Genomic DNA, 23,427 nt, shown 5'->3' on the forward strand with positions numbered 1-23,427 from the left:
CGCGGTCAGGCCGCGCCGGACCGGCCGGCTTCGACGGCGTGCGCGGCTTCGAGCACCATCCATCCCGCCAACTGCACCGACAGGTCGCGTTCGGGGATCGCCGAGGAGTGCACGGCCCCGTCGACCGATCGGGCCTCCTGCGCGGCCGCGGTCGGCACCTCGGCCGGACGATCCCAGAACGCACCGAAAAGCGGTGTGCCGTCCACGGTTTGGCGGTTGTCCCAGGCGGCTTGCGCCGAGGTCACGACCAGCGAGCGCGCGGTCTCGCGGGCTGCATCGTCGTCGGGGTCCGCGACCGGCAGGTCGGTGGCCACCAACGCCAGATAGCGCGCCAGGATGCCGTTGAACAGGCCGCCGTCACCACCCCCCGCGCCGCGGATGACGCCGTCGGGTGCCATGTGCTCGGCAACCGCGGCCACCAGCCGGTGCACCCGGCGCCGGTGCCGGTCGTCGTCGGTGCGGGCGGCCAGCTCGGTCTCGAGCCCCAGCACCACGCCCTGGCAGTAGGTGTACTGCGCGCGCACCAGTGACCCACCCTTGATGCCGTCGAACACCAGCTTGCTGTCGGGGTCGATCAGGGTCTCGTCGATCCAGTCGGCCATCTGCTGCGCGCGCCGCAGCCGGTCGCCGTGGCGGGCCAGGAAGATGCCGGCGGGCCCGTTGGCGGGGGCGTTGAAGAACTGGTCCTGCTTGCGCCACGGGATGCCGCCGCCGTCCTCGGGCACCCAGGAACTCAGGAACTGATCGGCGAAGGTGTCCAGCGCTTTGGTCCGGTGCACACCCACCAGTCGACCGCTGCGTTCGAGGGCCAGGGCCAGCCACGCCATGTCGTCGTAGTAACTGTTGGTCCAGCGGCCGAGGTTGCGCAGGCGGTGGCCCCGGATCTGGCGTGCGATGGACTTCAGGCGTTCCGGCTTCGGATCGCGCAGTTGCGCGTCGACCAGGTTGTCCAGCAGGTGCGCCTGCCACCAGTAGTGCCAGGTCCCGAATCGGCGGTGCGCGCCGGTGGCCGGCCACGCGACGACACCCAGTTGGGTCCCGGGCAGGCCCCACAGGCGGCGCAGATGACGCCGGGTGACGGCCGCCTCCGCGCTGGCCGCGCGGTTGGCCCACATCTGATCCATGCGTCGATCCTGCCTCACCCGGCGCCTCGGTGTGGCGGGCCGCAGAGGAATTCGATGAGACATTTTCGTCTCATCTGATCTAGTCTCGTCTCATGGCCGTGGAGCGCGAGGACCTGCTACGGGCCGCGGCGGACTTCCTCGGCCGACGCCCCAACGCCACCCAGGACGAGATCGCCGCCGCCGTCGGGGTCAGCCGCGCCACCCTGCACCGCCACTTCGCCGGTCGGCCCGCTCTGTTCGCCGCGCTCGAGGACCTCGCGATCGCCGAGATGCGCCGTGCCCTCGACGCCGCGGACCTGTCCCGCGGATCCGCTGCCGAGGCGTTGGGCCGACTGGTGGCGGCCTGCGAACCGGTCTCGCCGTTTCTGGCGCTGCTCTACAGCCAGAGCCAGGATCTCGACGCAGAGCATTCCCTGAAGGCGTGGAGGGAAGCCGACGCGGCGATCAACGGGCTGTTCGAACGCGGTCAGCGCAGCGGCGAGTTCCGTCCGGACATGACGGCGGCCTGGCTGACCGAGGCGCTCTACAACCTGATCGCGGGCGCCGGGTGGGCCATCTCCAACGGCCGGGTGGCCGGCCGCGACTTCACCTTCATGATCGTCGAGCTGCTGCTGAACGGAGTGCGCACCGCATGACGCGACGATGGGTTGCGTTGAGCGTCCTCATCCTCGCCGTGCTGCTGGTCGGCATCGACGGCACCGTGCTGGCGCTGGCGACCCCGTTCATCAGCCGTGATCTGGACGCCACCGGCACCGAGATCCTCTGGATCGGTGACATCTACTCGTTCGTGCTGGCCAGTCTGCTGATCAGCATGGGCAGTCTCGGTGACCGCCTCGGGCACCGACGGTTGTTACTCTGGGGCGCAATCGGTTTCGCCGGTGTCTCGGCGCTGACCGCCTACGCGCCGACCGCCGAGCTGCTGATCGCCGGGCGCGCCCTGCAGGGGGTGGCCGGTGCGACGCTGGCGCCCGCCACGCTGGCGCTGATCCGCGGGATCTTCACCGATGCGCGCGAACGTTCGCTCGCCGTGGGTATCTGGGCGGCGACGTTCTCGGCCGGCGCCGCACTGGGTCCGGTGCTGGGCGGGGTCCTGCTGGAGCACTTCTGGTGGGGTTCGGTCTTCCTGATCAATGTGCCCGTGATGGTGCTGCTGGTGATCGGCGGACTGACCCTGGTTCCCGAGCACCGCGATCCCGAGCCGGGCCCGTGGGACCTGCGGTCGGTCGTCCTGTCGATGATCGGCATCCTCGCGGTGGTCTACGCGGTCAAGGAAGCCGCGGTGTCCGGGCTACGCGCCGATGTCGCGGGCGCGGCGGTGATCGGAGCGGTCGCACTCGCCTGGTTCGTCCGGCGGCAGCTGCATCTGCCCAGCCCGTTGATCGACGTGCGGCTGTTCGCCAACCGCGCGTTCTCCGGTGTGGTGTCGGCGAATCTGCTGTCCGTACTCGGGCTTTCGGGTCTGGTGTTCTTCCTGTCGCAGTACTTCCAGCTGGTCAAGGGCTACGGGCCGCTGCAAGCCGGGCTGGCCGAGCTGCCGGCGGCGGTCACCGCCACCGTGTTCGGGGTGCTGGCCGGGCTCGCGGTGCGCTGGTTCAGTCCCCGCTCGGTGCTCACCGTCGGTCTGGCGATGGTCGGGGTGGCGATGGCGACGCTGACGACCATCGAACCCGACACCGCCTACCCGCGGTTGGGTGTGGCGCTGTTCGTCGTCGGTGTCGGTCTGGGCCTGGCGTTCACGATCGCCAGCGACTTGATCCTGGCCAGCGTGCCGAGGGAACGCGCGGGTGCGGCCGCCGCGGTGTCCGAGACCGCCTACGAACTCGGCATGGCGCTGGGGATCGCGCTGCTGGGCTCCATCGTCACCGCGGTCTACCGCGGCCTGGCCGTGCCGGCCGGTGTCCCGGCCGACGTCGCGATACATGCCCGCGAGTCGCTGGCCGCGGCGACCGTCGAAGCATCGGATCTTCCTGCGGTACAGGCAGAACCGCTGCTGGCTGCGGCGCGGGAGGCGTTCACCTCCGGGCTGGCCATCGCCGCGGGTGCGGGCGCGGTGCTGATGCTGGTCTCGGCGCTGGCGGTGTGGCTGGTGCTGCGCGATGCCCGGCTACCAGGCGGCGTCGAGGTCGGCGTGCTGGACGAGCCAGGTGTGCATGGCGATACCGGCGGCGACGGCGGCGTTGATGCTGCGAGTGGAACCGAACTGGGCGATCGACACCGTTAGCGTCGCACCGAGTTTCGCGTCCTCGGTGATTCCCGGACCCTCCTGACCGAAGATCATCAGACAGTCCCGCGGCAGGGCGGTGCGTTCGATCCGTTCGGCGCCGGGGACGTTGTCCACCGCGACCACGGTCAGGCCCTCCTGCGCGGCGTAGGTCAGCAGGTCGACGGTGGTGTCGTGATGACGCAGCCGCTGGTAGCGGTCGGTGACCATGGCGCCGCGCCGGTTCCAGCGCCGACGTCCGACGATGTGCACGGTGTCCACCGCGAACGCGTTGGCGGTGCGCACCACCGCACCGATGTTGGCGTCGTTGCCGAAGTTCTCGATCGCGATGTGCAACCGGTGTCGTCTGGTGTCGATGTCGGCGACGATCGCCTCCCGCGTCCAGTAGCGGTAGGCGTCGACGACGTTGCGGGAGTCCCCGTCGCGCAACAACTCCGGGTCGAACCGCGGGTCGTCGGGAACGTCCCCGACCCAGGGCCCGACACCGTTGCCGTCGCCCCATTCGGTCGGGCCGGGCAGCTCAGCGTCGCTCATCGACCGTCCACAGTGCGGCGTGGGTGCCCACCACCGACACCGTCGCGTACAGCAGGGCCTGGTTGATCTCACCCTGGGCGCACAGAGATGCGTTGACCTGCACGGTTTCTCGCGACGCCTCGGGCAGCACCAGCACCGAGGCCCCGTAGACGCTGCACGCCGGGTTGAGTCCGCGACCGGGCAGTGTGGGACCCACCAGCACCATCAAGGGTCCACCGCGGGAGGCGGACTCGTCGCGGTAGCGTTGCGCCACCGCCTCGGCCTGAAGGCCCATCAGCATGTAGCCGTTGCCTTCGAACGCCGTCGGATCCCCCAGCGCGGGCGGTTCGATCCGGGCGCCGTCGGCGCGGAACGCGTCCAGGCTCGTGGTGCGCAGATTCAGGCCGGTGTCGTTGTCGTTGGTGGGCAGCAACCCGACCGGGAACGCCGCCGGGTAGGCCACCGTGCTGCCGGCGATGCGGTCTTTGGGCGAGTACACGTACACGCCGCGGACCTGCGACTGGTCGCGCAGCGGTCCCAGGCACACGGTGCCGGTCATCCGGTCGGGGGCGGGCGCCGCCAGCGGCTGCACGCCCAGGTCGTCGACGTCGTCACACCCGCCCAGCGCAGGCGCCTCGATGGGGTGCGACAGGGCACCGTAGAGACCGAAGCGGATGTCCTCGGCGGTGACCTGCGGGGCGGCGTCGGCGGACGCCGGGGCGGCGTCCACGTCGACCAGGACGTGGTCCGCCTCGAACCGCAGGTTGGCCACCGACATGTTCCAGCCCAGGATCGCCAGCGACTCCCCGATCGACGCGGTCGCCGCGCCGAACACGTCGGTGCGCGCGTCGTCACCCGAACAGGCGGTCACCAGCGCGAGCGCCGCCAGGACTGCGATCAGCCGCACTGCGCGTCAGGTCCGGTCACGGCCCTTGCCCACGACTTTGGTCATGGCGCGCACCAGGTTTCGCGGCACCATCCGACCGGCGGTGGTCAGCACCTTGTACTGCAGACCGGGGATGATGACGACCTTGCCGGCCGCGATCCCGGCCAGTGTGTCGCGCACGACGTCGTCGACCTCCAGCCACAGCACCGACGGTGTCCCGGCCATGTCGATACCGGCGCGCTGGTGGAACTCGGTGCGCACGAACCCCGGGCACAGCGCATGGATTCCGACGCCGGTGCCGGTCAGACCGTTGGACAGACCTTCGGAGAAGGCCACCACCCAGGCCTTGGAGGCCGAGTACGTCGACCCGCGCCCGGGCAGCAGGCCGGCCACGCTGGCGACGTTGAGCACGGTGCCGCTGCCGGCTGCGAGCATCGCGGGCAGCGCGGCGTGGGTGAGCGCCATGACGGCGGTGACGTTGACGTCGAGTTGCTTCTGCAGCAGCGCGTAGTCGGCGGACCAGAACTCGCCGGACGTGCCGAAGCCGGCGTTGTTGACCAGGACCGCCACCCCGTCGCGCAACCGGTCGGCCACCCTCTGCCGGTCCTCGGCCACCGCGAGGTCGGCGATCAACACCTCTGCCGCGACACCGTGCTGGGCACGCAGCTCGGCGGCCAGGCGTTCGAGGCGCTCGCCGTCGCGCGCGACCAGCACCAGGTCGTGACCGTCGGCGGCGTAGCGGCGGGCGAAACCCTCACCGAGCCCGGACGTGGGTCCGGTGATCAGGGCGACGGGGCGGGACATGCCCGCCAGGATATCTACCGCTGGTAGTTCGGGGACTGCCGACCGGTGGGCGGCATCGGTGCGCGGCGGTTCGGGTCGGGACGGGGCGGCCCGTAGTTCGGGGGCGGCGGAGGCGGAGGTCCGTCACCGCGGCCGGCGGCAGGTGCGGGCGTGAGGGGCCGGCTGGGTGATCCGCTGCGACGGGCGACGGGTGCCGGGGCGCTGGACGGCACCGGCGGCAGCACGCGCAGCAGGTCGTTGAACTGGCGAACCGTGCGCAGACCCTCGTCCCACTGGGCGCGGGTGCTGGTGATCGGCATGCTGATCAGCGTCCAGTTCTGCTCGTTCCACATGATCTCGGCGCAGTCGGGCGCCGTGTGGGCGAACGTCACCATGCGGCGATCGCAGGCACGGCGGGCGGCGTCGAGGTTCGTGGAGTAGACCATCCGCGGCCCGATCGCGCCGAGCAGCCAGATGTCGCTCTCGCGGGGTTCCTTGATGCCCTTGAGCCGCATGTCGACCACGACGTTCGTGCCGACCTTGCGGTGCAGCGCGATGACGGTGGCCACGTCGTCGAGGTCGAAGATGAAGACCGCTTCCCCGCGGATCTGGCCGAGCACGACGTTGCGCGCCGTCACGTCACCCACGGTCGACATCACGCCGCGCTTCCAGCGCTGCAGGATGTCGGTGGACTCGGGTTCGTAGTCGAAACCGTGCGACTTCGCCCACGACTTACGGCGCCGGCCCAGGCCGCGGCGCCGGTCGTGATCGATGTACAGCAACACCGCCGCACCCACGAAGCAGAGTGCGGACAGCGTGAACCAAAGCGGGACCATCGCGCTCCAGACTACTGGCAGGTCGGGTGATCTCCCGAACTCGAGCTGGTCACAAGACGGTATCTGGCCTCACAACCTGCGCGTGGGGGTCCCGCCACTGTTGGCGAGCAGTCCACGAAAGCCCCCTATTCCGCCAGGAAATGGGGGCGTTCGCGGACTGCTCGCGGTAGGAACCTCAGCCCAGCACCAACCCGTCGCCGGTCGGGCTCAGGTTCACCGGCACGATGTCGCCGTCGTGCACCTCGCCGGCCAGCAGCATCTTGGCGAGCTGGTCGCCGATGGACTGCTGGATCAGGCGACGCAGCGGACGGGCACCGTAGAGCGGGTCGAAACCGCGCTGCGCGAGCCACTGCTTGGCCGGCTCCGACACCTCGAGGGTGAGCCTGCGCTGCGCCAGCCGCTTGGCCAGCTGCGCCAGCTGGATGTCCACTATGGACACCAGCTCCTCGGGGTTGAGGCCGTCGAAGATGATGACGTCGTCGAGCCGGTTGATGAACTCGGGCTTGAACGCCGAGCGCACCGCCGCCATCACCTGTTCCTCGGTACCCCCGGCGCCCAGGTTGGACGTCAGGATCAGGATGGTGTTGCGGAAGTCCACAGTGCGGCCCTGACCGTCGGTCAGCCGGCCCTCATCGAGGACCTGCAGCAGCACGTCGAACACGTCCGGGTGCGCCTTCTCGATCTCGTCGAACAGGATCACCGAGTACGGGCGCCGACGCACGGCTTCGGTCAGCTGACCGCCCTGGTCGTAACCGACGTAGCCCGGAGGGGCACCGACCAGGCGGGCCACCGAGTGCTTCTCGCCGTACTCGCTCATGTCGATGCGGATCATGGCGCGCTCGTCGTCGAACAGGAACTCCGCGAGCGCCTTGGCCAGCTCGGTCTTACCGACACCGGTCGGACCCAGGAACATGAACGAACCCAGCGGCCGGTTCGGGTCGGCCACGCCGGCGCGGCTGCGACGGACTGCGTCGGAGACCGCGGTGACCGCGCGCCGCTGCCCGACGACGCGCTTGCCCAGCTCGTCCTCCATGCGCAGCAGCTTGGCCGACTCGCCCTCGAGCATCCGGCCGGCCGGGATCCCGGTCCACGCCGACACGACGTCGGCGATGTCGTCGGGCCCGACCTCCTCCTTGAGCATCACATCCTCACGCGCCTCGGCGTGCGGCAGCGCAGCCTCGAGCTTCTTCTCCACCTCGGGGATGCGGCCGTAACGCAGCTCGGCGACACGCTCGTAGTTGCCGTCACGCTCGGCGCGATCGGCCTCGCCGCGCAGCGACTCGAGCTGCTCCTTGAGTTCGCGCACGCTCTCGATGGAGTTCTTCTCGTTCTGCCAGCGGGTGGTCAGCTGCGCGAGCTTCTCCCGGTTATCGGCCAACTCGCCGCGCAGCTTCTCCAGTCGCTCCTTCGACGCGTCGTCCTCTTCCTTCGACAGCGCCATCTCCTCGATCTCGAGGCGGCGGACCAACCGTTCCACCTCGTCGATCTCGACGGGCCGCGAATCGATTTCCATGCGCAGGTGCGACGCGGCCTCGTCGACGAGGTCGATGGCCTTGTCCGGCAGGAACCGCGACGTGATGTAGCGGTCGGACAACGTCGCCGCGGCCACCAGTGCCGAGTCGGTGATGCGCACGCCGTGGTGCACCTCGTAGCGCTCCTTGAGCCCGCGCAGGATCCCGACGGTGTCCTCCACCGACGGTTCCCCGACCAGCACCTGCTGGAAGCGCCGCTCCAGTGCGGCGTCCTTCTCGATGTACTTGCGGTACTCGTCGAGCGTGGTCGCGCCGACCAGTCGCAGCTCACCGCGGGCCAGCATCGGCTTGATCATGTTGCCGGCGTCCATCGCGGACTCACCGGTGGCACCGGCGCCGACGATGGTGTGCAACTCGTCGATGAACGTGATGATCTGGCCGGCCGAGTTCTTGATGTCGTCGAGGACCGCCTTGAGGCGTTCCTCGAACTCGCCGCGGTACTTCGCACCGGCGACCATCGAGCCCAGGTCCAGCGACACGACCGTCTTGTCGCGTAGGCTTTCGGGCACGTCGCCGGCGACGATGCGCTGGGCCAGGCCCTCGACGATCGCGGTCTTGCCGACGCCGGGCTCACCGATGAGCACGGGGTTGTTCTTGGTCCGGCGGGACAGCACCTGCACCACGCGTCGAATCTCGTTGTCGCGACCGATGACCGGGTCGAGCTTGCCTTCCCGCGCCCGCGCGGTCAGGTCGGTGGAGTACTTCTCCAACGCCTGGTAGGTGCCTTCGGGGTCAGGGGTGGTGACGCGGGCACTGCCGCGGACCTTCACGAACGCCTCCCGCAACGCCTGCGGGGACGCGCCGTGGCCGGTCAACAGCTTGGCGACGTCGGTGTCATTGCTGGCCAAGCCGACCATGACGTGTTCGGTGGAGACGTATTCGTCGTCCATCTCTGTGGCCAGGTGCTGGGCCGCGGTCATGGCCGCCAACGCTTCCCGCGACAGTTGCGGCTGCGTGTTGGCGCCACTGGCGCTGGGCAGCCCGTCGAGCAGCCTCTGGGTCTCGGCGCGCACCGCCGCCGGTGCCACCCCGACGGCCTCGAGCAGCGGCGCGGCGATGCCGTCGTTCTGCGTGAGCAGCGCCATGAGCAGGTGCGCGGGGGTGATCTGCGGATTGCCGGCGGCCGCCGCGGCCTGCAGCGCCGACGTCAATGCCGCCTGGGTCTTGGTCGTCGGGTTGAACGAGTCCACGACAGCTTCCTTTCGTCTGGCCGGAGGACGCGAGACGCCCTCGGAAAATGCTTGTTGCCCTACTCAACGCAGTCAAGGTTGAGTCTGTTCCGCTCAAGTCTGACTATTTCTACCAGATCATCGCGCCCGACACGAGGGTCGTGTGACCCTTGTCCGGCGGGGTGACCGGGCTACCTTCGCGGTATGCCCGATTCAGGTTTCGGTGACTTCGAGTTCGAGCGGAAGTTCTTCGTCGAGGACGTGCCCGCGGTGGCGGCCTCCGATCCGAGTCCCGCCCTGATCGCGCAGGCCTACCTGTTCGCCGCCGACGGCTACGCCGTCCGCGTCCGGCTGCAGGGTCCCGCCCCCGATGACCTGCACGGCACCCCCGCCGAGCTGGTCGCCGCGCTGGGTGAGGAGACGATCGGCACCATGACCGCGAAGGGGCCGGCCGCCGGCGGCACCCGCTACGAGGCCGAACGCGAGATCGATCCCCTGGTGGCCGGTCAGATCGTCGCGCGCGCCGAGCACGTCGTCCTGAAGGTGCGGTCCTCGGTCTGGCTGGGCGAGGACGGATGGATCATCGATCGGTTCCTGGCGGCGAATGCCCCGCTGGTGCTGGCCGAAGTGGAGCGCAACGGTCCCGTGGTCGACCTGCCGATCCCGTCGTTCTGCCGCACCGAGGTCTCCGAGGACGACCGGTTCCGCAACGAGTACCTCGCCCATCACCCGTACGGGACGTGGGCCGACGGCTACCGCCGCGAGCTCGACCTCCTCGGGCCGCGGTTCGTCGAGAACCTGGGCCAGAACCAGTTCGACGGGGCCTGAGTTCCGCTCGAGCTGAGCTGAACCCTTTGCGCAGTCACACGGCGCACGGAAGATAACGCAGCCCACCGGCCTGCGGTGGCACCTTCCCCGCCGAGGAGTTCTCCCGTGTTCCACCCGTCGGATCTGTCCCCCAGCCTCGGGTTCGCCCTGATGCTGGGATTGGGCGCATTCATGTTCGTGGTCGCCTTCACCGTCCGCTCGATGGTGAAGAACACCCACGACTTCGTCATCGCCGACCGCCGCATCGGTTTCGGCTTCGGCGTCGGCTCGGTCATCGCGGTATGGACGTGGTCGATGGCCGTGATGATGTCCTCGGCGCAGGCCTTCACGTTCGGCACCTCGGGGCTGCTCTGGTTCGTCGTCCCCAACGGCCTGGCGGTCATGGTGATGGTGCCGTTCGCGCTGCGCCTGCGCCGCCAGATGCCGGCGGGCTACACGATCGTCGAGTTCATCCGCGAGCGCTTCCAGAACAAGCCCGCCACCACCGTGATGCTGGTCGCGATGCTGCTCGGCCTGCTCGCCGAGATCTTCATCAACCTGTTCGGTGTGGTCCTGGTGATGGGCGTGATCTTCGGGATCAATCCCACCGTGGTGCTGATCGTGACGCTGGCGACCGTCACCGTGTACTCCTACTTCGGCGGGTTGTGGACCTCGGCGATCACCGCGACCTTCAACACCCTGCTCATCACGGTGCCCGCCGCGGTCGTCGTGCTGTACGTACTGCAGAAAGTGGGCGGGCCGGATCTGGTCTTCCGGAAAGTCGAAGCGGCAGGGGCGAATACGCTCGCCGCCTTCGACGGGTCGGCTGCTGCCGCGTTCGGCATCTCGTTGGCGTTGGGCCTGCTGGCCTCGACGATGGCCGACCAGACCTTCTGGCAGAAGGCCTGGGCGCTCAAGCCGGCGACGGCGGGCCGCACCTTCGTCTGGGCCGGCATGTGGTTCTATCCGATACCGATCGTGCTGGGCCTGCTCGGTCTGGTCGGCCTCGGATTCGGGGTCACGCTCGACGATCTCGGTGCCGCGGGACCGGGCGGCATCGGACCGTATGTGATCAGCCACCTCGGCCTGCCGATCGTCCTGATCGCGCTGTACGTGCTGATCATCCTGAACGCCTGCTACTCGTCGATCGACGGCGCGTTCTCCGCGTTGTCGTCGGTGGTCGCGGTCGACATCCTCAAGCGCGCCAAACCCGACATCGCGCCGAAGTCGTTGTTCCGGTACACCAAAGCCTCGATCCTGGTGGCCGGCGTGATCGGCGGCATCGTGGTCAGCTCTGGCATCGACTACGTCGACCTGGTCAACACCGTGTACTTCCTCAAGGCCGCGTTGATCATCCCGTTGGGCCTGGCCATCTTCTGGAAACGCATGACCTCGACGGCATTCGTGGCGAGCCTGGTGCTGGCCATCGCCATCGGCTATCCCGTCCGTGAGTTCGTCGGCGAGCTCCACGGCATCATCACCTTGGAGGCGATTTCTCTCGTGGTTGCAGTCGGCATCAGCCTGTTGTCGAATCAGAAGTTCGACTACGACTTGCTCAAGCGTCGCGGTGAGGCCCTCACCGGCAGCGACGTCGCGTTGGTCGCACCCACCGCTGAACCGGACCCGGTCCGATGACCGCGTTCTGGATCGCCGTGATCGCCGGCATCGTGGTCGGCGGCACCTATCTGACCCTCGGGGTGCAGGCGTTCCTCCGGGTACGCCGCGACCTGTTGGCGCCGACCCCGGCAGAACCCGGCGCTGAGATCGACACCACCGGACTGGAGGACGACAACCGCGCGTTCACCTGGAAAGCGCTTGCCGCGGTGGGCACGTCGACCGCGGTCATCGTCCTGCTCGGGGTGAGTCCGGCGTTCTGGTACCTGCCGGCCGCGCTGGCCATCGGATCGGCGGTGGCCGTGGTGGCGGCGTTCCTGATCGACCGCAGAAGTGCCCGAGACGAACTCGGCGACGGAAAGGTTGCAGCGTGACCAAGAGAAAAGCCCACCTGCTGGGGTTCGTCCAGCACGGCGTGATGAACCACGCGTCGACGATGTGGGCGCACCCCCGCGACAAGGTGGGCTACCACTGGTCGCGCCCGGAGTTCTGGCGCGACCTGGGCCGCACCATGGAACGCGGCCTGTTCGACGCGATGTTCATCGCCGACGAGCTCGCGCCCTACACCACCTACAAGGGCAGCTCGGATCCGGTGGTGAAGTACGCCGGGCAGTGCCCGGTGCACGAACCGGCCACGCTGGTGCCGATCATCGGCGCCTTCACCAAGCACCTCGGCATCGGCATCACCCTGTCGACATCCTTCGTGCCGCCCTACATGATGGCGCGGCACCTGTCGACTCTGGATCACCTGACCAACGGCCGGGTCGGCTGGAACATCGTCACCTCGTACTCCAAGAGCGAGTTCCAGGCGATGGGCAAGGACAACCTCACCCCGCGCGACAAGCGCTACGAGGTCGTCGAGGAGTACATGCAGATCCTCTACCAGCTGTGGGACTCCTGGGACGACGACGCCATCGTCTACGACCGGGAGAACGGCGTCTTCGCCGACCCGGCCAAGGTCCGCGAGATCGACTTCCAGGGCGAGTTCTTCAAGTCCAAGGGCCGCCACTTCGTGGCGCCGTCCCCGCAGAAGCGTCCCGTGCTGTGGCAGGCCGGCTCGTCCGAGCAGGGCCGCGAGTTCGCTTCCAAGCACGCCGAATCGGTGTTCGGCATCTTCCCGACGCCGAAGAGCATGCGCGCCTACGCCGACGACATCCGCACCCGTGCCGACAACCATGGCCGCGACCCCGAATCGGTCAAGCTGATCTACGGCCTGCAGACCGTCATCGACCGCGACAAGTCCCGCGCCAACGACCGCTACGCCGAGTTCGTCGAGAAGGTCCAGATCGAAAGCGCGCTGGGAATCCTGTCCGGGCACACCGGCTTCGACTTCTCCACGCTCGGACTGGACGACAACGTCGTCGACGCCGACGTCCAGGGCATCCGCGGACTGTTCGACGCGATCCTCGAAGCCAAGGACGGCGCGCCGGTCACCGTGCGCGAAGCCGCCCAGATCTACGGCGTCTCGATGGGCGCGCCGGTGGCGGTGGGCACGCCCGCCGACGTGGCCGATCAGATGGAGCAGTACCTCGACGAGGGCGGCTGCAACGGTTTCATGATGTTGGCCACCGACACACCGGGCTGCTTCAACGACATGACAGAGCTGCTGGTTCCCGAGCTGCAGCGGCGCGGCCGGTTCCGCACCCGCTACCCCGGCACCACGCTGCGGGACAGTCTGCAGGAGTACTGATCTCACCTCGTCGAGCTCATTTCCTGGCCTTCATGCAGCACGGGGTGAGCAGTCACTCCGTGGGCATGTGGCGACACCCGCAGGACAAGGTCGGCTGGGATTACGCGTCCCCGCCGTACTGGCAGCATCTGGCCCGCACGCTCGAGCGCGGCCTGTTCGACGCGGTGTTCCTGGCCGACGAACTGGCCCCGTACAACTCGTTCGAGGACAGCTCCGATGCCACGATGCGGTATGCGGTACAGGCACCGACCCACGAGCCGGCGGCGCTGACGCCGATCATCACCGGCGCCACAACGCATCTCGGGGTGGGGTTGACGTTGTCCACGGCCTTCGAGCATCCGTACTCGATGGCGCGGCGTCTGTCGACGTTCGACCACCTCTCCGGCGGGCGGGTGGCGTGGAACATCGTCGGCTCGTACTCGCCGTCGGAGTTCGCGGCGTACGGGCAGGAGATGCCGGACCGCTCCGTGCGCTACGAGCGCATCGCGGAGTACGTCGACCTGTGCTGTCAGCTGTGGGACTCCTGGCAGCCCGACGCGGTGGTCGCCGACCGCGAGACCGGGATCTACGCCCATCCCGAGAAGATTCGCGAGGTCGTGTTCGAGGGAAGGCACTTCCGTTGCCGGGCACGCCATTTCGTCGCCCCGTCCCCGCAGGGCCGCCCGGTGCTGTGGCAGGCCGGGGCCAGCGAGCCGGGCCGGCAGTTCGCCGCGTCCACCGCCGAGGCGATCTTCGCGATCCAACCCACGGTGGCCACCATGCGCGCCTACTCCGACGACATCCGGGCACGGGTGGCCGCGGCCGGGCGCGACCCGGAGGCGGTCAAGCTCTACTACGGCGCGCAGGTCGTCATCGGTGAAACCGAAGCGCACGCCCACGAGAAGGCCGAGTTCCTGCGCTCGCTGTTGCGGCCGGAGGCGTCGCTGGCGATGCTCTCGGGGCAGTTGGGGGTGGACTTCTCCGAGTTCGACCCCGCGACCCCTCTCGACGCCATCCCGGTCCCCGGCATCCAGGGCGTCAAGGATTCGCTGGTGGCCAGCGGCGCCGGCGCGCAGGTGAGCGTGGCCGAGGCGGCGGACACCTACGCGTTCCGGTTCTCGATGCCGCAGGTGATCGGAACTCCGGCGACGGTGGCCGACCAGTTGGAGGTGTTCCTCGACGACGGCGGCGCCGACGGTTTCATGCTGCTGGCCACTTACACGCCAGGGTGTTTCGAGGAGTTCGTCGATCTCGTCGTCCCCGAGTTGCAGCGCCGCGGACGCTACCGCACGCGCTATCCCGGCGCGACGCTGCGGGAGAACATCCGCAATGACTGACTGATCCCGACTCCCCTGTTAGGTTTTGCGCGTGTCAGGTACCTGGGGATCGATTCTGACCGAGTTGATACCGCTCGGTTTGGTCATCGCGTTGTCGCCGCTGACGATCATTCCCGCGGTGCTGGTCCTGCAGTGCCCGCGGCCGGTGCCGACGGGGCTGGCTTTCCTGTTCGGTTGGCTCGCCGGCCTGACCGTCCTGACCGCAGCGTTCTTGGGCGCATCCCACTTCCTCGGCGGCATCGGTGAGCGCCCCCCGAGCTGGGCGTCCTGGCTGCGGATCGTGGTCGGTGGCGCACTGATCGTGCTGGGGGTCCACCGCTGGATCACGCGCAAGCGATCCGAGCACATGCCCGGCTGGATGACGCGGATGAGCACCCTGACCCCGGTGAAGGCCGGCACCACCGCCGCGGTGCTGACGGTGCTGAACCCGAAGGTGTTGTTCATCTGCGCCGCAGCGGGTTTGGCGGTCGACTCGGCCGGCATCGACAGTCCCGCGGTCTGGGGTGCGGTGGCGTGGTTCGTGGCGGTCGCGGGCTGCTCGGTGATGCTGCCGATCCTCGGGTTCGCGTTGTCCCGCGGGCGCCTCGACGATCCCCTCGACCGGCTACGCGAGTGGATGGAGCGTCAGCACGCGGCGCTGATCGCGGTCATCCTCGTCCTCATCGGTCTTCTGGTGCTGTACAAGGGGATTCACGCGCTATGAGCCGGGCAGGCCGAGCTCGGCGGCGTCGGCGGTCAGATAGCGGGTGACCGTCGGCGCCACCAGCCGCACGACGTCCTCGGCGTCCAGCTCCGACAGCGGCGGCACCCCGATCACGTAGCGCACCATCGCGGTGCCCACCAGGCTGCCGGCCGCCAGGGTCGCCCGCAACCGGGCGTGTTCGTCGCCGCCGAGCTCACCCGATACCGCGGTCAGCACGTAGGTGCGCAGGAAGTTGCGGAGCGCGTCGCGGGCGTGGTCGTTGGAGGTCGCCGAGGCGACCATCGCGCGCATGGTCGCCGCGCTGTCCGACGCCTCCCAGAACCCCAGGTAGGTACGGACCATGCGGGTCCCGATGTCGGGTTCGTCCTCGCCGTCCCCTCTCAGGGCGGCGACCAGCAGCTCGGGCTTGATCAGCAGGCTCAGCGAGTCACGGAACAGCTGCTCCTTGGAGCCGAACAGGTAGAGCACCATCGACGGATCGACCTGGGCGTCACGGGCGATGGCCCGCAGCGTGGTCTTCTCGTAGCCGTCGTGCGCGAAGCGCTTCTGCGCCGCCGCCAACACCGCCTCGCGGGACACCGGAACACCCTGGCGACGACCCCGGCGCTTCTCCGTTTTCCCTGGTGGCGGCATGGGCCGACCCTAACATTTCATCAGGTGTTGAAATCATCGGGCTGCCGGTCCTATTCTCGTTCCATCAATTCAACAGGCATTGAAAAGAGCTGACATGACCACCACTGTGCACCGCCACCGCGTCGATGCGCTCTCCCCGGGCACCCGCGCCGCCGCCCTCGTCGGCGTCCTCACCGTGCTGATCGCCCTGGTGGCGATCGCCTTCGCGCTGCCGGCCGCGCGCTCCGGCCCGCACGACGTGCCCGTCGGCGCGGCCGGTCCGCAGGCCGCCGGCGGGCAGATCGCCCAGATGCTCGAGCACCAGGCGCCGGGCGCGTTCGAGGTGTCCTACTTCCCGGGTGAGGACGCGCTGCGCGACGCCATCGCCGACCGGGAGGTCTACGGCGGCCTCGTGCTGCCCGACCGTCCGGGATCGGGACCGAAGATGCTCATCGCCACCGGGGCGAGCCCGGCCGTCGCCCAACTCCTGACCCAGCTCGGCACCGGCATCGGCGCCAAGCTCGGCACCGCGGTGCCGATCGAGGACGTCGCACCACCGACCGCCGACGACCCGCGCGGCACCGGCCTGGCCGCCTCGGCGTTGCCGATCACCCTCGCGGGCATTCTGCCGGCCGTGGCGTTCCTGCTCGTCCTGCCGGGCCGCCCCGTCCTGCAGACGGGCAGCGCCCTCGCGTTCGCCGCGGTCTGCGCGCTCACCGTCACCGCGCTGCTGCGTTACGTCATGGGCTCGATCGACCAGAACTTCTGGGGTGTCGCAGCGGCCCTGACGCTGGGCATCGCCGCGGCGCTGTTGTTCCTGCTCGGCCTCGGGTCGGTGTTCGGGCGGATCGGGCTGGCCACCGGGGTGTTGTTGGCGCTGCTCGTCGGCAACCCGCTGTCCGGACTGACCAGCGCACCGGAGATGCTGCCCGCCGGATGGGGCGACGTCGGGCAACTGCTTCCGCAGGGCGCCACAGCGACGCTGCTGCGCTCGGCGGCGGCGTTCGGCGGCGCCGGTTCCGCGACGGCGATCCTGGTGCTGGCCTGTTGGGCGATCGCAGGCGTCGCGTTGATTGGAGTCGCCGCCCTTCGGACCGCGGAGTTCCGCTCCCGGTGACCTAGTATTCGCGCGTGGGCCTCGAGGACAGGGAGTCGATGCGCATCCTTCGGGATGCGCTCGATCCCGCAGTGGCCGACCCGCTCATCGCCGACATGTACACCCGGTGGTTCGCCGCCGACCTGTCCGCGCGCGACCTGTTCCCGCCCGACATGGCCACCCAACGCAAGGCCTTCGCACACGCCCTGTCCTGGTTGTGCGACGAACTGATCGCCCAGCGCGCCGAGGAGCCCGTCGGGTTCCTCGCCCAACTCGGTCGCGATCACCGCAAATACGGTGTCACACAGCAGCATTACACGACGCTGCAGGAGGCCATGCTCGCCGCCCTGCGGGTGGCACTCACCGAGTACTGGGACCGTCGTCTGGCCGAGGCCGTCACCGACGTCGTGACACTGATCACCGGCGTGATGAGCGGGGCCGCGGACGCGGAGACCACGCCGCCGTTCTGTGACGGCACCGTGCTCGAGCACCTGCGCGTCAGCCGCGACATCTCGGTGATCCGGTTGAAGATGGACCAGCCGCTGAACTACCACGCCGGCCAGTACGTCCCCGTACAGGTACCGCAGTGGCCGCGCCGGTGGCGGTATCTGAGCCCGTCGATCCCGGCCGACCCCGACGGCTACGTCGAGTTCCACGTGCGGTCGGTTCCGGGCGGAATGGTCAGCACCGCGATCGTCGGGGAGACCCGCCCCGGTGACCGGTGGCGGCTGGCCAACCCACACGGAGCGCTGGATGTCGACCGCGACGACGGCGACGTGCTGATGATCGCCGGGCGCACGGGGCTGGCTCCGCTACGCGCACTGATCATGGACATGACCCGGTACACCGACAACCCCCGGGTCCACCTGTTCTTCGGCGCGAAGTATCCCTGCGAGCTCTACGACCTGTGCACGCTGTGGGAGATCGCCTCGATCAATCCCTGGCTGGCGGTGACGCCGGTCAGCGAGCTGAACTTCGACCCACCCTGGGCACGCGAGTATCCCGACGTCACCCCGCCGCGTGGCCTGCACGTGCGCCAGGTGGGGACGCTGCCCGAGGTGGTGACCCAGTACGGCAGCTGGGGGGACCGGCAGATCCTCATCTGCGGCGGACCGCAGATGGTCACCGAGACCAAGGCGGCCCTGTTGGCCAAAGGCGCGCCCGCCGAACGTATCCGCCACGATCCGCTGGCCACATGAGGGCCGTTGCGTGGCAGGATCAGTCGTCATGGACGAGTTCGAGACCGTCACGCTGCGCGACCCGTCGTCCCCGCTGACCGCGACCTACGTCCCGGGTGCGGGAATGGTGGCGACCTCGTTGTCCGACGACGGGGTCGAGCTGCTGGGGCAGCGGCGCGGTCTGCAGGCGTATGTGTCGAACCACAAGACGATGGGGATCCCGATCCTCTACCCGTGGGCGAATCGGTTGAGCAGCATGGGTTACGGCGTCGACGGGGCGGTGGTGACGCTGACGCCCGGCACCGGCGGTGTGCGCACCGATCAACACGGCGTGCCGATCCACGGCACCTTGGGCGGCTACCGGGACTGGACCGTCACCACCCTCTCGGAGTCGCAGTTGACGGCGGAGCTGGACTTCGCGGCGCGGCCGGCGCTGCTGGCGACGTTCCCGTTTCCGCATCTGCTGACCCTCGACGTCACGCTGGCCGACCGCACCCTCACAGTGACGACCACCGTGACCGCCACGACCGGCTCCCGGGTGCCGATGTGCTTCGGGTTCCACCCGTACCTGCAACTGCCCGGCGTGCCACGATCGCAGTGGCGGATCGAGACGCCGGCGATGCGCTATCAGCCCGTGAACGCGTGGGGCATCCCCACCGGGCGGGTCGAGCAGCGCGCCGCCGCCGCCGAGGTGTTGGCCGACAGATTCATCGACGACGGGTTCGACGAGGTCGCCGAAGGATCGGTGTTCGCGCTCTCGGGCGGTGATCGCCGCATCGAGGTGCACTTCGACCAGGGCTACACCGCCGCACAGGTCTACGCCCCGGGCGACGACGACGTGGTGTGCTTCGAGCCGATGGCCGCGCCCACCGACGCGCTGCGCCGCGGCGGCTACCGCGAGGTGGCGCCGGGGGAATCCGCGGTGGCGCAGTTCCGCATCAAGGTCACCTGACGAGAACGCCGGAATTGCATTCCAGCAGCGGAAGTGCGAGAAGACTGCTGCCGGAATGCAATTCCGGCGGCTCTCAGCGCTTGTGGCGCGGCTGCCACACCACCAGCGCGGTGCTCTTGGCGCGAGGCTGCGAGCGCAGCCGCTCGACCTCCTCGGTCAGCTCACGCAACCGCGACTGCAACGCCTCGACCTGATTGGTCAGCTCGATGATGCGCTTGATGCCCGCGAGGTTGACGCCCTCGTCCTGCGACAGCCGTTGCACCTCACGCAACAGCTCCACGTCACGCTGCGAATAGCGCCGTCCCCCACCGGAACTGCGCTGCGGGCTGACCAGACCGAGCCGGTCGTAGGTGCGCAGCGTCTGCGCGTGCATGCCCGCGAGTTCGGCGGCGACCGAGATCAGGAACGTGCGGGCTTCCTCGGCGCGCTCGGATCCACGATCGACGGCCATCAGGGCCCTCGCTTCTTCGCGCAAGCGCTCATCAGGCACCAGCCCATCCGGCCCGCGGATCGAATCCGCTCGCTCGTTCGGCCTTGGCGTAGGCCTCCAACGCCTCGGCCGCCTCGCCCTCCAGGTTCGGCGGTACCGCGACCTTCACGGTGACCAGCAGGTCGCCGTGGCCTCCCGAGCGCTTCGGCACGCCGCGGCCACGCACCCGCAGGATGCGCCCGTCGGAGGTGCCCTTGGGCACCCGCACCCCGACCTTGCCCTCCAGCGTCGGCACCGAAAGCGTTGTGCCCAAAGCCAATTCGTGGAAGCTGACCGGGACCGTGACGGTCAGGTCGTCACCGTTGCGCCCGAACACCTTGTCCGGACGCACGTGCACGGTGACGTACAGGTCGCCCGACGGCGCACCACGCAGCCCGGCTTCACCCTGTCCGGCCAGCCTGATGCGTTGACCGTCCTCGACGCCGGGCGGGATCCGCACGTTGATCGTGCGGGTCCGGGTGGTCACGCCGGTGCCCTTGCACTCGTCGCAGGGGTTCTCGATGATCGAGCCGCTGCCCCGGCACTCGGTGCACGGCTCGGAGAACCCGAACGCACCCTGGTTGCGACTGACCACCCCGGCGCCGTTGCAGTTGGCGCACACCTTCGGGCTGGTACCCGGACGCGCACCACTGCCGTGGCAGTTGGTGCACGGCGCGGGACTGGTCAGCCGCAGCGGCATGGCCACCCCCTTGGTGGCCTCCAGGAAGCTCAGCTCGGTCTCGGTCTCGAGGTCGTTACCCCGCCGGGGCCGACTGGGCCGCGGCTGCTGGGCGCCGCGCCCGAACAGCCCGCCGAACAGGTCCCCGATGTTCGCCCCGCCGGTCTGGCCGGCGGCGTCGAAGAGATCGTTGAGGTTGAACTCCGCGCCGTTGCCCCCACCGAAACCACCGAAACCGCCGCCCCCGCCGTACCGGCCACGACCGAACCCGCCGCCGGCGAACAGGCGGCGGGTCTCGTCGTACTCCTTGCGTTTGGCCGGGTCGGTGAGCACCTCTTTGGCCTCCGAGGCCGCCTTGTAGCGCTCCTCGGCCACCGAGTTGCCGGGGTTCCGGTCCGGATGGTTCTCGGCGAGGATCTTGCGGGCTGCCCGCTTGATCTCTTCCTGGCTGGCGTCGGAGGCGACGCCGAGCTCCTTGTAGAAGTCCTTCTCAACCCACTCCCGCTGGGCCATATCGGGTCACCTCCTCCACCGGTTCGTCGTGTCGTTCGATCAATTCGATTCTGCGGCCTGTCCGGGCTCAGACCCGGCATTGTCGGCCTCGGCTGCGTCGGGGACGGTGTCGACCACCCCGACCATGGCGTGGCGCACCACGTGCTCACCGACGCGGTAGCCGCGCCGCATCACGGTGCCCACCACCGGGTGCGTGCCTTCGCCCTCGTGCTGCACGGCCTCGTGCAGTTCGGGGTCGAAGGGCTCACCCTCCTCGCCGAACGCTGCGAGACCCAGCCCGTCGAGCACGCCGACGAGCTTGTCCGCGACCGCCTTGAACGGCCCGGACTCCAGGTCACCGTGGCTGCGGGCCCGGTCCAGGTCGTCGAGCACCGGCAACAGTTCGGCCAACGCGGTCGCCTTCGCACGGTCGGCGATCAGCTGCTGGTCGCGCAGCGCGCGCTTGCGGTAGTTGTCGTACTCCGCCTTGACCCGCTGCAGGGTCGCCTTGAGCTCGTCGACCTCCGCGGTGTTGCCGCCCGCCTCGCCACCGGACGCCTCCGGCGCCGGCCCCGAGGGGGCCGGGCCGGCAGGCGGGGTGTCACGCACCTGACCGGTCTCGGGATCGATACGCCGCTTGTCGGTGACGGTGATCGGTTCCTCGTGGTCAGCTGCGTTACTCACTTGCGCTCCTGGTCGTCCTCAACAACTTCGGCGTCGACGACGTCGTCACTGCCCGGTGCGGCACCCGCGGACTCACCGCCGGCGGCGCCCTGTTCGGCCTGGGTGGCCTCGTAGATCGCCTGGCCCAGGGCCTGGCTCTCCTCGCCGAGCTTCTCCATCGCGGCCTTGATGGCCCCGATGTCGGTGCCCTCGAGCGCCTTCTTGGCGTCGGCGATGGCGCCGTCGACCTTCGTGAGCGTCTCCTCGGGGACCTTCGATCCACCCTCGGCCTCGCGCTGGTCCTTGACGAACTTCTCCGTCTGGTACACCAGCGACTCGGCCTGGTTGCGGACGTCGGCCTCCTCGCGCCGCTTGCGGTCCTCCTCGGCGTGCGCCTCGGCGTCCTTGATCATCCGGTCGATCTCCTCCTTGGACAGGCCGGAGCCTTCCTGGATCTTGATTGTGTTCTCCTTGCCGGTGCCCTTGTCCTTCGCGGTGACGTGCACGATGCCGTTGGCGTCGATGTCGAAGGTCACCTCGATCTGGGGCACGCCGCGCGGAGCCGGCGGGATACCGGTCAGCTCGAAGCTGCCGAGCAGCTTGTTGTGTGCGGCGATCTCGCGCTCACCCTGGAAGACCTGGATCTGCACCGACGGCTGGTTGTCGTCGGCGGTGGTGAAGGTCTCCGACCGCTTGGTCGGGATCGTGGTGTTGCGCTCGATCAGCTTGGTCATCACGCCGCCCTTGGTCTCGATACCCAGCGACAGCGGGGTGACGTCGAGCAGCAGGACGTCCTTGACCTCGCCCTTGAGCACACCGGCCTGCAGAGCGGCGCCGACGGCGACGACCTCGTCGGGGTTGACGCCCTTGTTGGGGTCCTTCCCGCCGGTCATCTCCTTGACCAGGTCGGTGACCGCGGGCATCCGGGTGGAACCACCCACCAGCACGACGTGGTCGATGTCGCCGACGGCGATGCCGGCGTCCTTGACGACCTGCTGGAACGGCTTGCGGGTGCGGTCGAGCAGGTCCTGGGTGATGCGCTGGAACTCCGCCCGGGTCAGCTGCTCGTCGAGGAACAGCGGGTTCTTGTCCGCGTCGACGGTGATGTAGGGCAGGTTGATCGAGGTGCTCTGGCTGGAGCTGAGCTCGATCTTGGCCTTCTCGGCGGCTTCGCGGAGCCGCTGCATGGCCATCTTGTCCTTGGTCAGGTCGATGCCCGAGCTGGCCTTGAACTTGTCGACGAGCCACTCGACGATGCGGTCGTCCCAGTCGTCGCCACCGAGGTGGTTGTCGCCGCTGGTGGCGCGGACCTCGACGACACCGTCGCCGATCTCGAGCAGCGACACGTCGAAGGTGCCGCCACCGAGGTCGAAGACCAGGATGGTCTGTTCCTTCTCGCCCTTGTCCAAGCCGTAGGCCAGCGCCGCGGCGGTGGGTTCGTTGACGATGCGCAGCACGTTCATGCCGGCGATCTGCCCGGCTTCCTTGGTGGCCTGCCGCTGGGCGTCGTTGAAGTACGCCGGGACGGTGATCACCGCGTCGGTGATGTCCTCGCCCAGGTAGCTCTCGGCGTCGCGCTTGAGCTTCATCAGCACGCGGGCGCTGATCTCCTGGGGGGTGTAGTCCTTGTCGTCGATCTTGACCGACCAGTCCGTGCCGATGTGGCGCTTGACCGAGCGGATGGTCCGGTCGACGTTGGTCACCGCCTGGTTCTTGGCGGGCTGGCCGACCAGCACCTCGCCGTTGCGCGCGAACGCGACAACCGAAGGCGTGGTTCGCGCACCCTCTGAGTTGGCGACGACGACGGGGTCGCCACCTTCGAGCACCGCGACGACGGAGTTGGTGGTCCCGAGGTCGATGCCGACCGCACGAGCCATAGTTTCTGCCTCCTGATAGATGTTTCTGGGGTCACTCTCATTGATCTGAGTGCACCGCGCTCAAGAATGCTCCTCGGGACGCTCCCGTGTCAACTCAGACTTGAGTCTGATTCACTCAACTGTGTCGAAAGGCTCAACGGGGGCGCTCGTAGCTTTGTTCCCCGGCTCCGCAACTTTTTCCGCGGAATAGCGTTCCCGGCCGCAAATGGGCCCCG

At 68.9% G+C, this 23,427-nt stretch carries 22 protein-coding genes; 11 read left to right on the plus strand and 11 right to left on the minus strand.

What is annotated here, in order from left to right; translation table 11 throughout:
- Positions 1 to 5 precede the first annotated feature (5 nt).
- Positions 6 to 1,124 carry a glycoside hydrolase family 76 protein gene (locus tag ACAG25_RS10205; RefSeq protein ID WP_370488247.1) on the minus strand — a complete coding sequence of 373 codons (1,119 nt, stop codon included), beginning with the start codon at positions 1,122 to 1,124 and terminating at the stop codon, positions 6 to 8.
- A gap of 92 nt (positions 1,125 to 1,216) precedes the next feature.
- On the opposite strand from ACAG25_RS10205, the gene ACAG25_RS10210 reads away from it, so the two are divergent.
- Both ACAG25_RS10210 and ACAG25_RS10215 read left to right on the plus strand, forming a co-directional pair.
- A complete protein-coding gene (locus ACAG25_RS10210; protein WP_370488248.1) occupies positions 1,217 to 1,759 on the plus strand; it encodes a TetR/AcrR family transcriptional regulator in 543 nt (180 codons plus the stop codon).
- Positions 1,756 to 3,345 (plus strand): MFS transporter, encoded by a 1,590-nt coding sequence (locus tag ACAG25_RS10215; protein WP_370488249.1) that lies wholly within the window; start codon positions 1,756 to 1,758, stop codon positions 3,343 to 3,345. Before ACAG25_RS10210 ends, ACAG25_RS10215 begins: the two co-directional genes overlap by 4 nt.
- On the opposite strand, the gene ACAG25_RS10220 is transcribed toward ACAG25_RS10215, so the two are convergent.
- The 5 genes from ACAG25_RS10220 to clpB form a co-directional block, all read right to left on the minus strand.
- Positions 3,229 to 3,879: a TrmH family RNA methyltransferase gene (locus ACAG25_RS10220; protein WP_370488250.1), complete on the minus strand. Its 651-nt coding sequence runs from the start codon at positions 3,877 to 3,879 to the stop codon at positions 3,229 to 3,231. The two genes, ACAG25_RS10215 and ACAG25_RS10220, sit on opposite strands and share 117 nt — an antisense overlap.
- Entirely contained in the window at positions 3,866 to 4,765 is a 900-nt protein-coding gene (locus ACAG25_RS10225) for a hypothetical protein (protein ID WP_370488251.1), read from the minus strand. The genes ACAG25_RS10220 and ACAG25_RS10225 overlap by 14 nt, the downstream gene beginning before the upstream one ends.
- Positions 4,766 to 4,771: 6 nt before the next feature.
- Complete coding sequence (locus tag ACAG25_RS10230) at positions 4,772 to 5,548, minus strand: SDR family NAD(P)-dependent oxidoreductase (RefSeq protein ID WP_370488252.1); 777 nt, start codon at positions 5,546 to 5,548, stop codon at positions 4,772 to 4,774.
- A 14-nt stretch (positions 5,549 to 5,562) separates the two neighbouring features.
- Positions 5,563 to 6,363, minus strand: coding sequence for a trehalose monomycolate transport factor TtfA (gene ttfA, locus ACAG25_RS10235; protein WP_370488253.1), 801 nt, complete (start codon positions 6,361 to 6,363; stop codon positions 5,563 to 5,565).
- 175 nt (positions 6,364 to 6,538) lie between these two features.
- Entirely contained in the window at positions 6,539 to 9,085 is a 2,547-nt protein-coding gene (gene clpB / locus ACAG25_RS10240; RefSeq protein WP_370488254.1) for an ATP-dependent chaperone ClpB, read from the minus strand.
- 183 nt (positions 9,086 to 9,268) lie between these two features.
- Here clpB and ACAG25_RS10245 point away from each other — a divergent pair, with 183 nt between their 5' ends.
- The 6 genes from ACAG25_RS10245 (at position 9,269) to ACAG25_RS10270 (ending at position 15,194) form a co-directional block, all read left to right on the plus strand.
- Positions 9,269 to 9,892 (plus strand): hypothetical protein, encoded by a 624-nt coding sequence (locus tag ACAG25_RS10245; RefSeq protein ID WP_370488255.1) that lies wholly within the window; start codon positions 9,269 to 9,271, stop codon positions 9,890 to 9,892.
- Between the two features lie 105 nt (positions 9,893 to 9,997).
- Positions 9,998 to 11,506: a sodium:solute symporter gene (locus ACAG25_RS10250; protein ID WP_370488256.1), complete on the plus strand. Its 1,509-nt coding sequence runs from the start codon at positions 9,998 to 10,000 to the stop codon at positions 11,504 to 11,506.
- A complete protein-coding gene (locus tag ACAG25_RS10255; RefSeq protein WP_370488257.1) occupies positions 11,503 to 11,859 on the plus strand; it encodes a hypothetical protein in 357 nt (118 codons plus the stop codon). Before ACAG25_RS10250 ends, ACAG25_RS10255 begins: the two co-directional genes overlap by 4 nt.
- Positions 11,856 to 13,175 (plus strand): LLM class flavin-dependent oxidoreductase, encoded by a 1,320-nt coding sequence (locus tag ACAG25_RS10260; RefSeq protein WP_370488258.1) that lies wholly within the window; start codon positions 11,856 to 11,858, stop codon positions 13,173 to 13,175. The genes ACAG25_RS10255 and ACAG25_RS10260 overlap by 4 nt, the downstream gene beginning before the upstream one ends.
- 32 nt (positions 13,176 to 13,207) lie before the next feature.
- Positions 13,208 to 14,491, plus strand: a complete 1,284-nt coding sequence (locus ACAG25_RS10265; protein ID WP_370488259.1) for an LLM class flavin-dependent oxidoreductase — start codon at positions 13,208 to 13,210, stop codon at positions 14,489 to 14,491.
- A gap of 31 nt (positions 14,492 to 14,522) precedes the next feature.
- Positions 14,523 to 15,194, plus strand: a complete 672-nt coding sequence (locus tag ACAG25_RS10270) for a GAP family protein (RefSeq protein ID WP_370488260.1) — start codon at positions 14,523 to 14,525, stop codon at positions 15,192 to 15,194.
- Here the strand turns inward: ACAG25_RS10270 and ACAG25_RS10275 are convergent.
- The gene (locus ACAG25_RS10275) at positions 15,189 to 15,827 is read right to left on the minus strand and encodes a TetR family transcriptional regulator (RefSeq protein ID WP_370488261.1); all 639 of its coding nucleotides are present in this window, start codon (positions 15,825 to 15,827) and stop codon (positions 15,189 to 15,191) included. The genes ACAG25_RS10270 and ACAG25_RS10275 overlap by 6 nt on opposite strands.
- A 94-nt stretch (positions 15,828 to 15,921) precedes the next feature.
- Between ACAG25_RS10275 and ACAG25_RS10280 the strand changes: the two genes are divergently transcribed.
- Genes ACAG25_RS10280 through ACAG25_RS10290 form a run of 3 tightly spaced genes read left to right on the plus strand, consistent with a single transcriptional unit; the run spans position 15,922 to position 19,032 of the window.
- Complete coding sequence (locus ACAG25_RS10280) at positions 15,922 to 16,923, plus strand: ABC transporter permease (RefSeq protein WP_370488262.1); 1,002 nt, start codon at positions 15,922 to 15,924, stop codon at positions 16,921 to 16,923.
- Between the two features lie 14 nt (positions 16,924 to 16,937).
- Positions 16,938 to 18,101, plus strand: coding sequence for an FAD-binding oxidoreductase (locus tag ACAG25_RS10285; RefSeq protein ID WP_370488263.1), 1,164 nt, complete (start codon positions 16,938 to 16,940; stop codon positions 18,099 to 18,101).
- Positions 18,102 to 18,129: 28 nt separating this feature from the next.
- Positions 18,130 to 19,032: an aldose 1-epimerase gene (locus ACAG25_RS10290; RefSeq protein ID WP_370488264.1), complete on the plus strand. Its 903-nt coding sequence runs from the start codon at positions 18,130 to 18,132 to the stop codon at positions 19,030 to 19,032.
- 73 nt (positions 19,033 to 19,105) lie between these two features.
- Here ACAG25_RS10290 and ACAG25_RS10295 read toward each other — a convergent pair whose 3' ends face one another.
- The 4 genes from ACAG25_RS10295 to dnaK are packed head-to-tail and all read right to left on the minus strand — an operon-like array spanning position 19,106 to position 23,212.
- Positions 19,106 to 19,483 carry a heat shock protein transcriptional repressor HspR gene (locus tag ACAG25_RS10295; RefSeq protein WP_370488265.1) on the minus strand — a complete coding sequence of 126 codons (378 nt, stop codon included), beginning with the start codon at positions 19,481 to 19,483 and terminating at the stop codon, positions 19,106 to 19,108.
- 31 nt (positions 19,484 to 19,514) lie between these two features.
- Positions 19,515 to 20,693 carry a molecular chaperone DnaJ gene (dnaJ, locus tag ACAG25_RS10300; RefSeq protein WP_370488266.1) on the minus strand — a complete coding sequence of 393 codons (1,179 nt, stop codon included), beginning with the start codon at positions 20,691 to 20,693 and terminating at the stop codon, positions 19,515 to 19,517.
- 39 nt (positions 20,694 to 20,732) lie between these two features.
- Entirely contained in the window at positions 20,733 to 21,356 is a 624-nt protein-coding gene (gene grpE, locus ACAG25_RS10305; protein ID WP_370488267.1) for a nucleotide exchange factor GrpE, read from the minus strand.
- Positions 21,353 to 23,212, minus strand: a complete 1,860-nt coding sequence (gene dnaK, locus ACAG25_RS10310; RefSeq protein WP_370488268.1) for a molecular chaperone DnaK — start codon at positions 23,210 to 23,212, stop codon at positions 21,353 to 21,355. Before dnaK ends, grpE begins: the two co-directional genes overlap by 4 nt.
- Positions 23,213 to 23,427: the final 215 nt, after the last annotated feature.

The sequence above is a fragment of the Mycobacterium sp. pV006 genome, from assembly GCF_041287115.1.
Classification (GTDB): Bacteria; Actinomycetota; Actinomycetes; order Mycobacteriales; family Mycobacteriaceae; genus Mycobacterium.

Excerpts from the sequence above, each read along its gene's own strand:
- ACAG25_RS10205 (WP_370488247.1), bottom strand. The coding sequence starts at position 1,124 with ATGGATCAGATGTGGGCCAACCGCGCGGCCAGCGCGGAGGCGGCCGTC.
- ACAG25_RS10210 (WP_370488248.1), top strand. The coding sequence starts at position 1,217 with ATGGCCGTGGAGCGCGAGGACCTGCTACGGGCCGCGGCGGACTTCCTC.
- ACAG25_RS10215 (WP_370488249.1), top strand. The coding sequence starts at position 1,756 with ATGACGCGACGATGGGTTGCGTTGAGCGTCCTCATCCTCGCCGTGCTG.
- ACAG25_RS10220 (WP_370488250.1), bottom strand. The coding sequence starts at position 3,879 with ATGAGCGACGCTGAGCTGCCCGGCCCGACCGAATGGGGCGACGGCAAC.
- ACAG25_RS10230 (WP_370488252.1), bottom strand. The coding sequence starts at position 5,548 with ATGTCCCGCCCCGTCGCCCTGATCACCGGACCCACGTCCGGGCTCGGT.
- ttfA (WP_370488253.1), bottom strand. The coding sequence starts at position 6,363 with ATGGTCCCGCTTTGGTTCACGCTGTCCGCACTCTGCTTCGTGGGTGCG.
- ACAG25_RS10245 (WP_370488255.1), top strand. The coding sequence starts at position 9,269 with ATGCCCGATTCAGGTTTCGGTGACTTCGAGTTCGAGCGGAAGTTCTTC.
- ACAG25_RS10255 (WP_370488257.1), top strand. The coding sequence starts at position 11,503 with ATGACCGCGTTCTGGATCGCCGTGATCGCCGGCATCGTGGTCGGCGGC.
- ACAG25_RS10265 (WP_370488259.1), top strand. The coding sequence starts at position 13,208 with ATGCAGCACGGGGTGAGCAGTCACTCCGTGGGCATGTGGCGACACCCG.
- ACAG25_RS10275 (WP_370488261.1), bottom strand. The coding sequence starts at position 15,827 with ATGCCGCCACCAGGGAAAACGGAGAAGCGCCGGGGTCGTCGCCAGGGT.
- ACAG25_RS10280 (WP_370488262.1), top strand. The coding sequence starts at position 15,922 with ATGACCACCACTGTGCACCGCCACCGCGTCGATGCGCTCTCCCCGGGC.
- ACAG25_RS10290 (WP_370488264.1), top strand. The coding sequence starts at position 18,130 with ATGGACGAGTTCGAGACCGTCACGCTGCGCGACCCGTCGTCCCCGCTG.
- ACAG25_RS10295 (WP_370488265.1), bottom strand. The coding sequence starts at position 19,483 with ATGGCCGTCGATCGTGGATCCGAGCGCGCCGAGGAAGCCCGCACGTTC.
- dnaJ (WP_370488266.1), bottom strand. The coding sequence starts at position 20,693 with ATGGCCCAGCGGGAGTGGGTTGAGAAGGACTTCTACAAGGAGCTCGGC.
- dnaK (WP_370488268.1), bottom strand. The coding sequence starts at position 23,212 with ATGGCTCGTGCGGTCGGCATCGACCTCGGGACCACCAACTCCGTCGTC.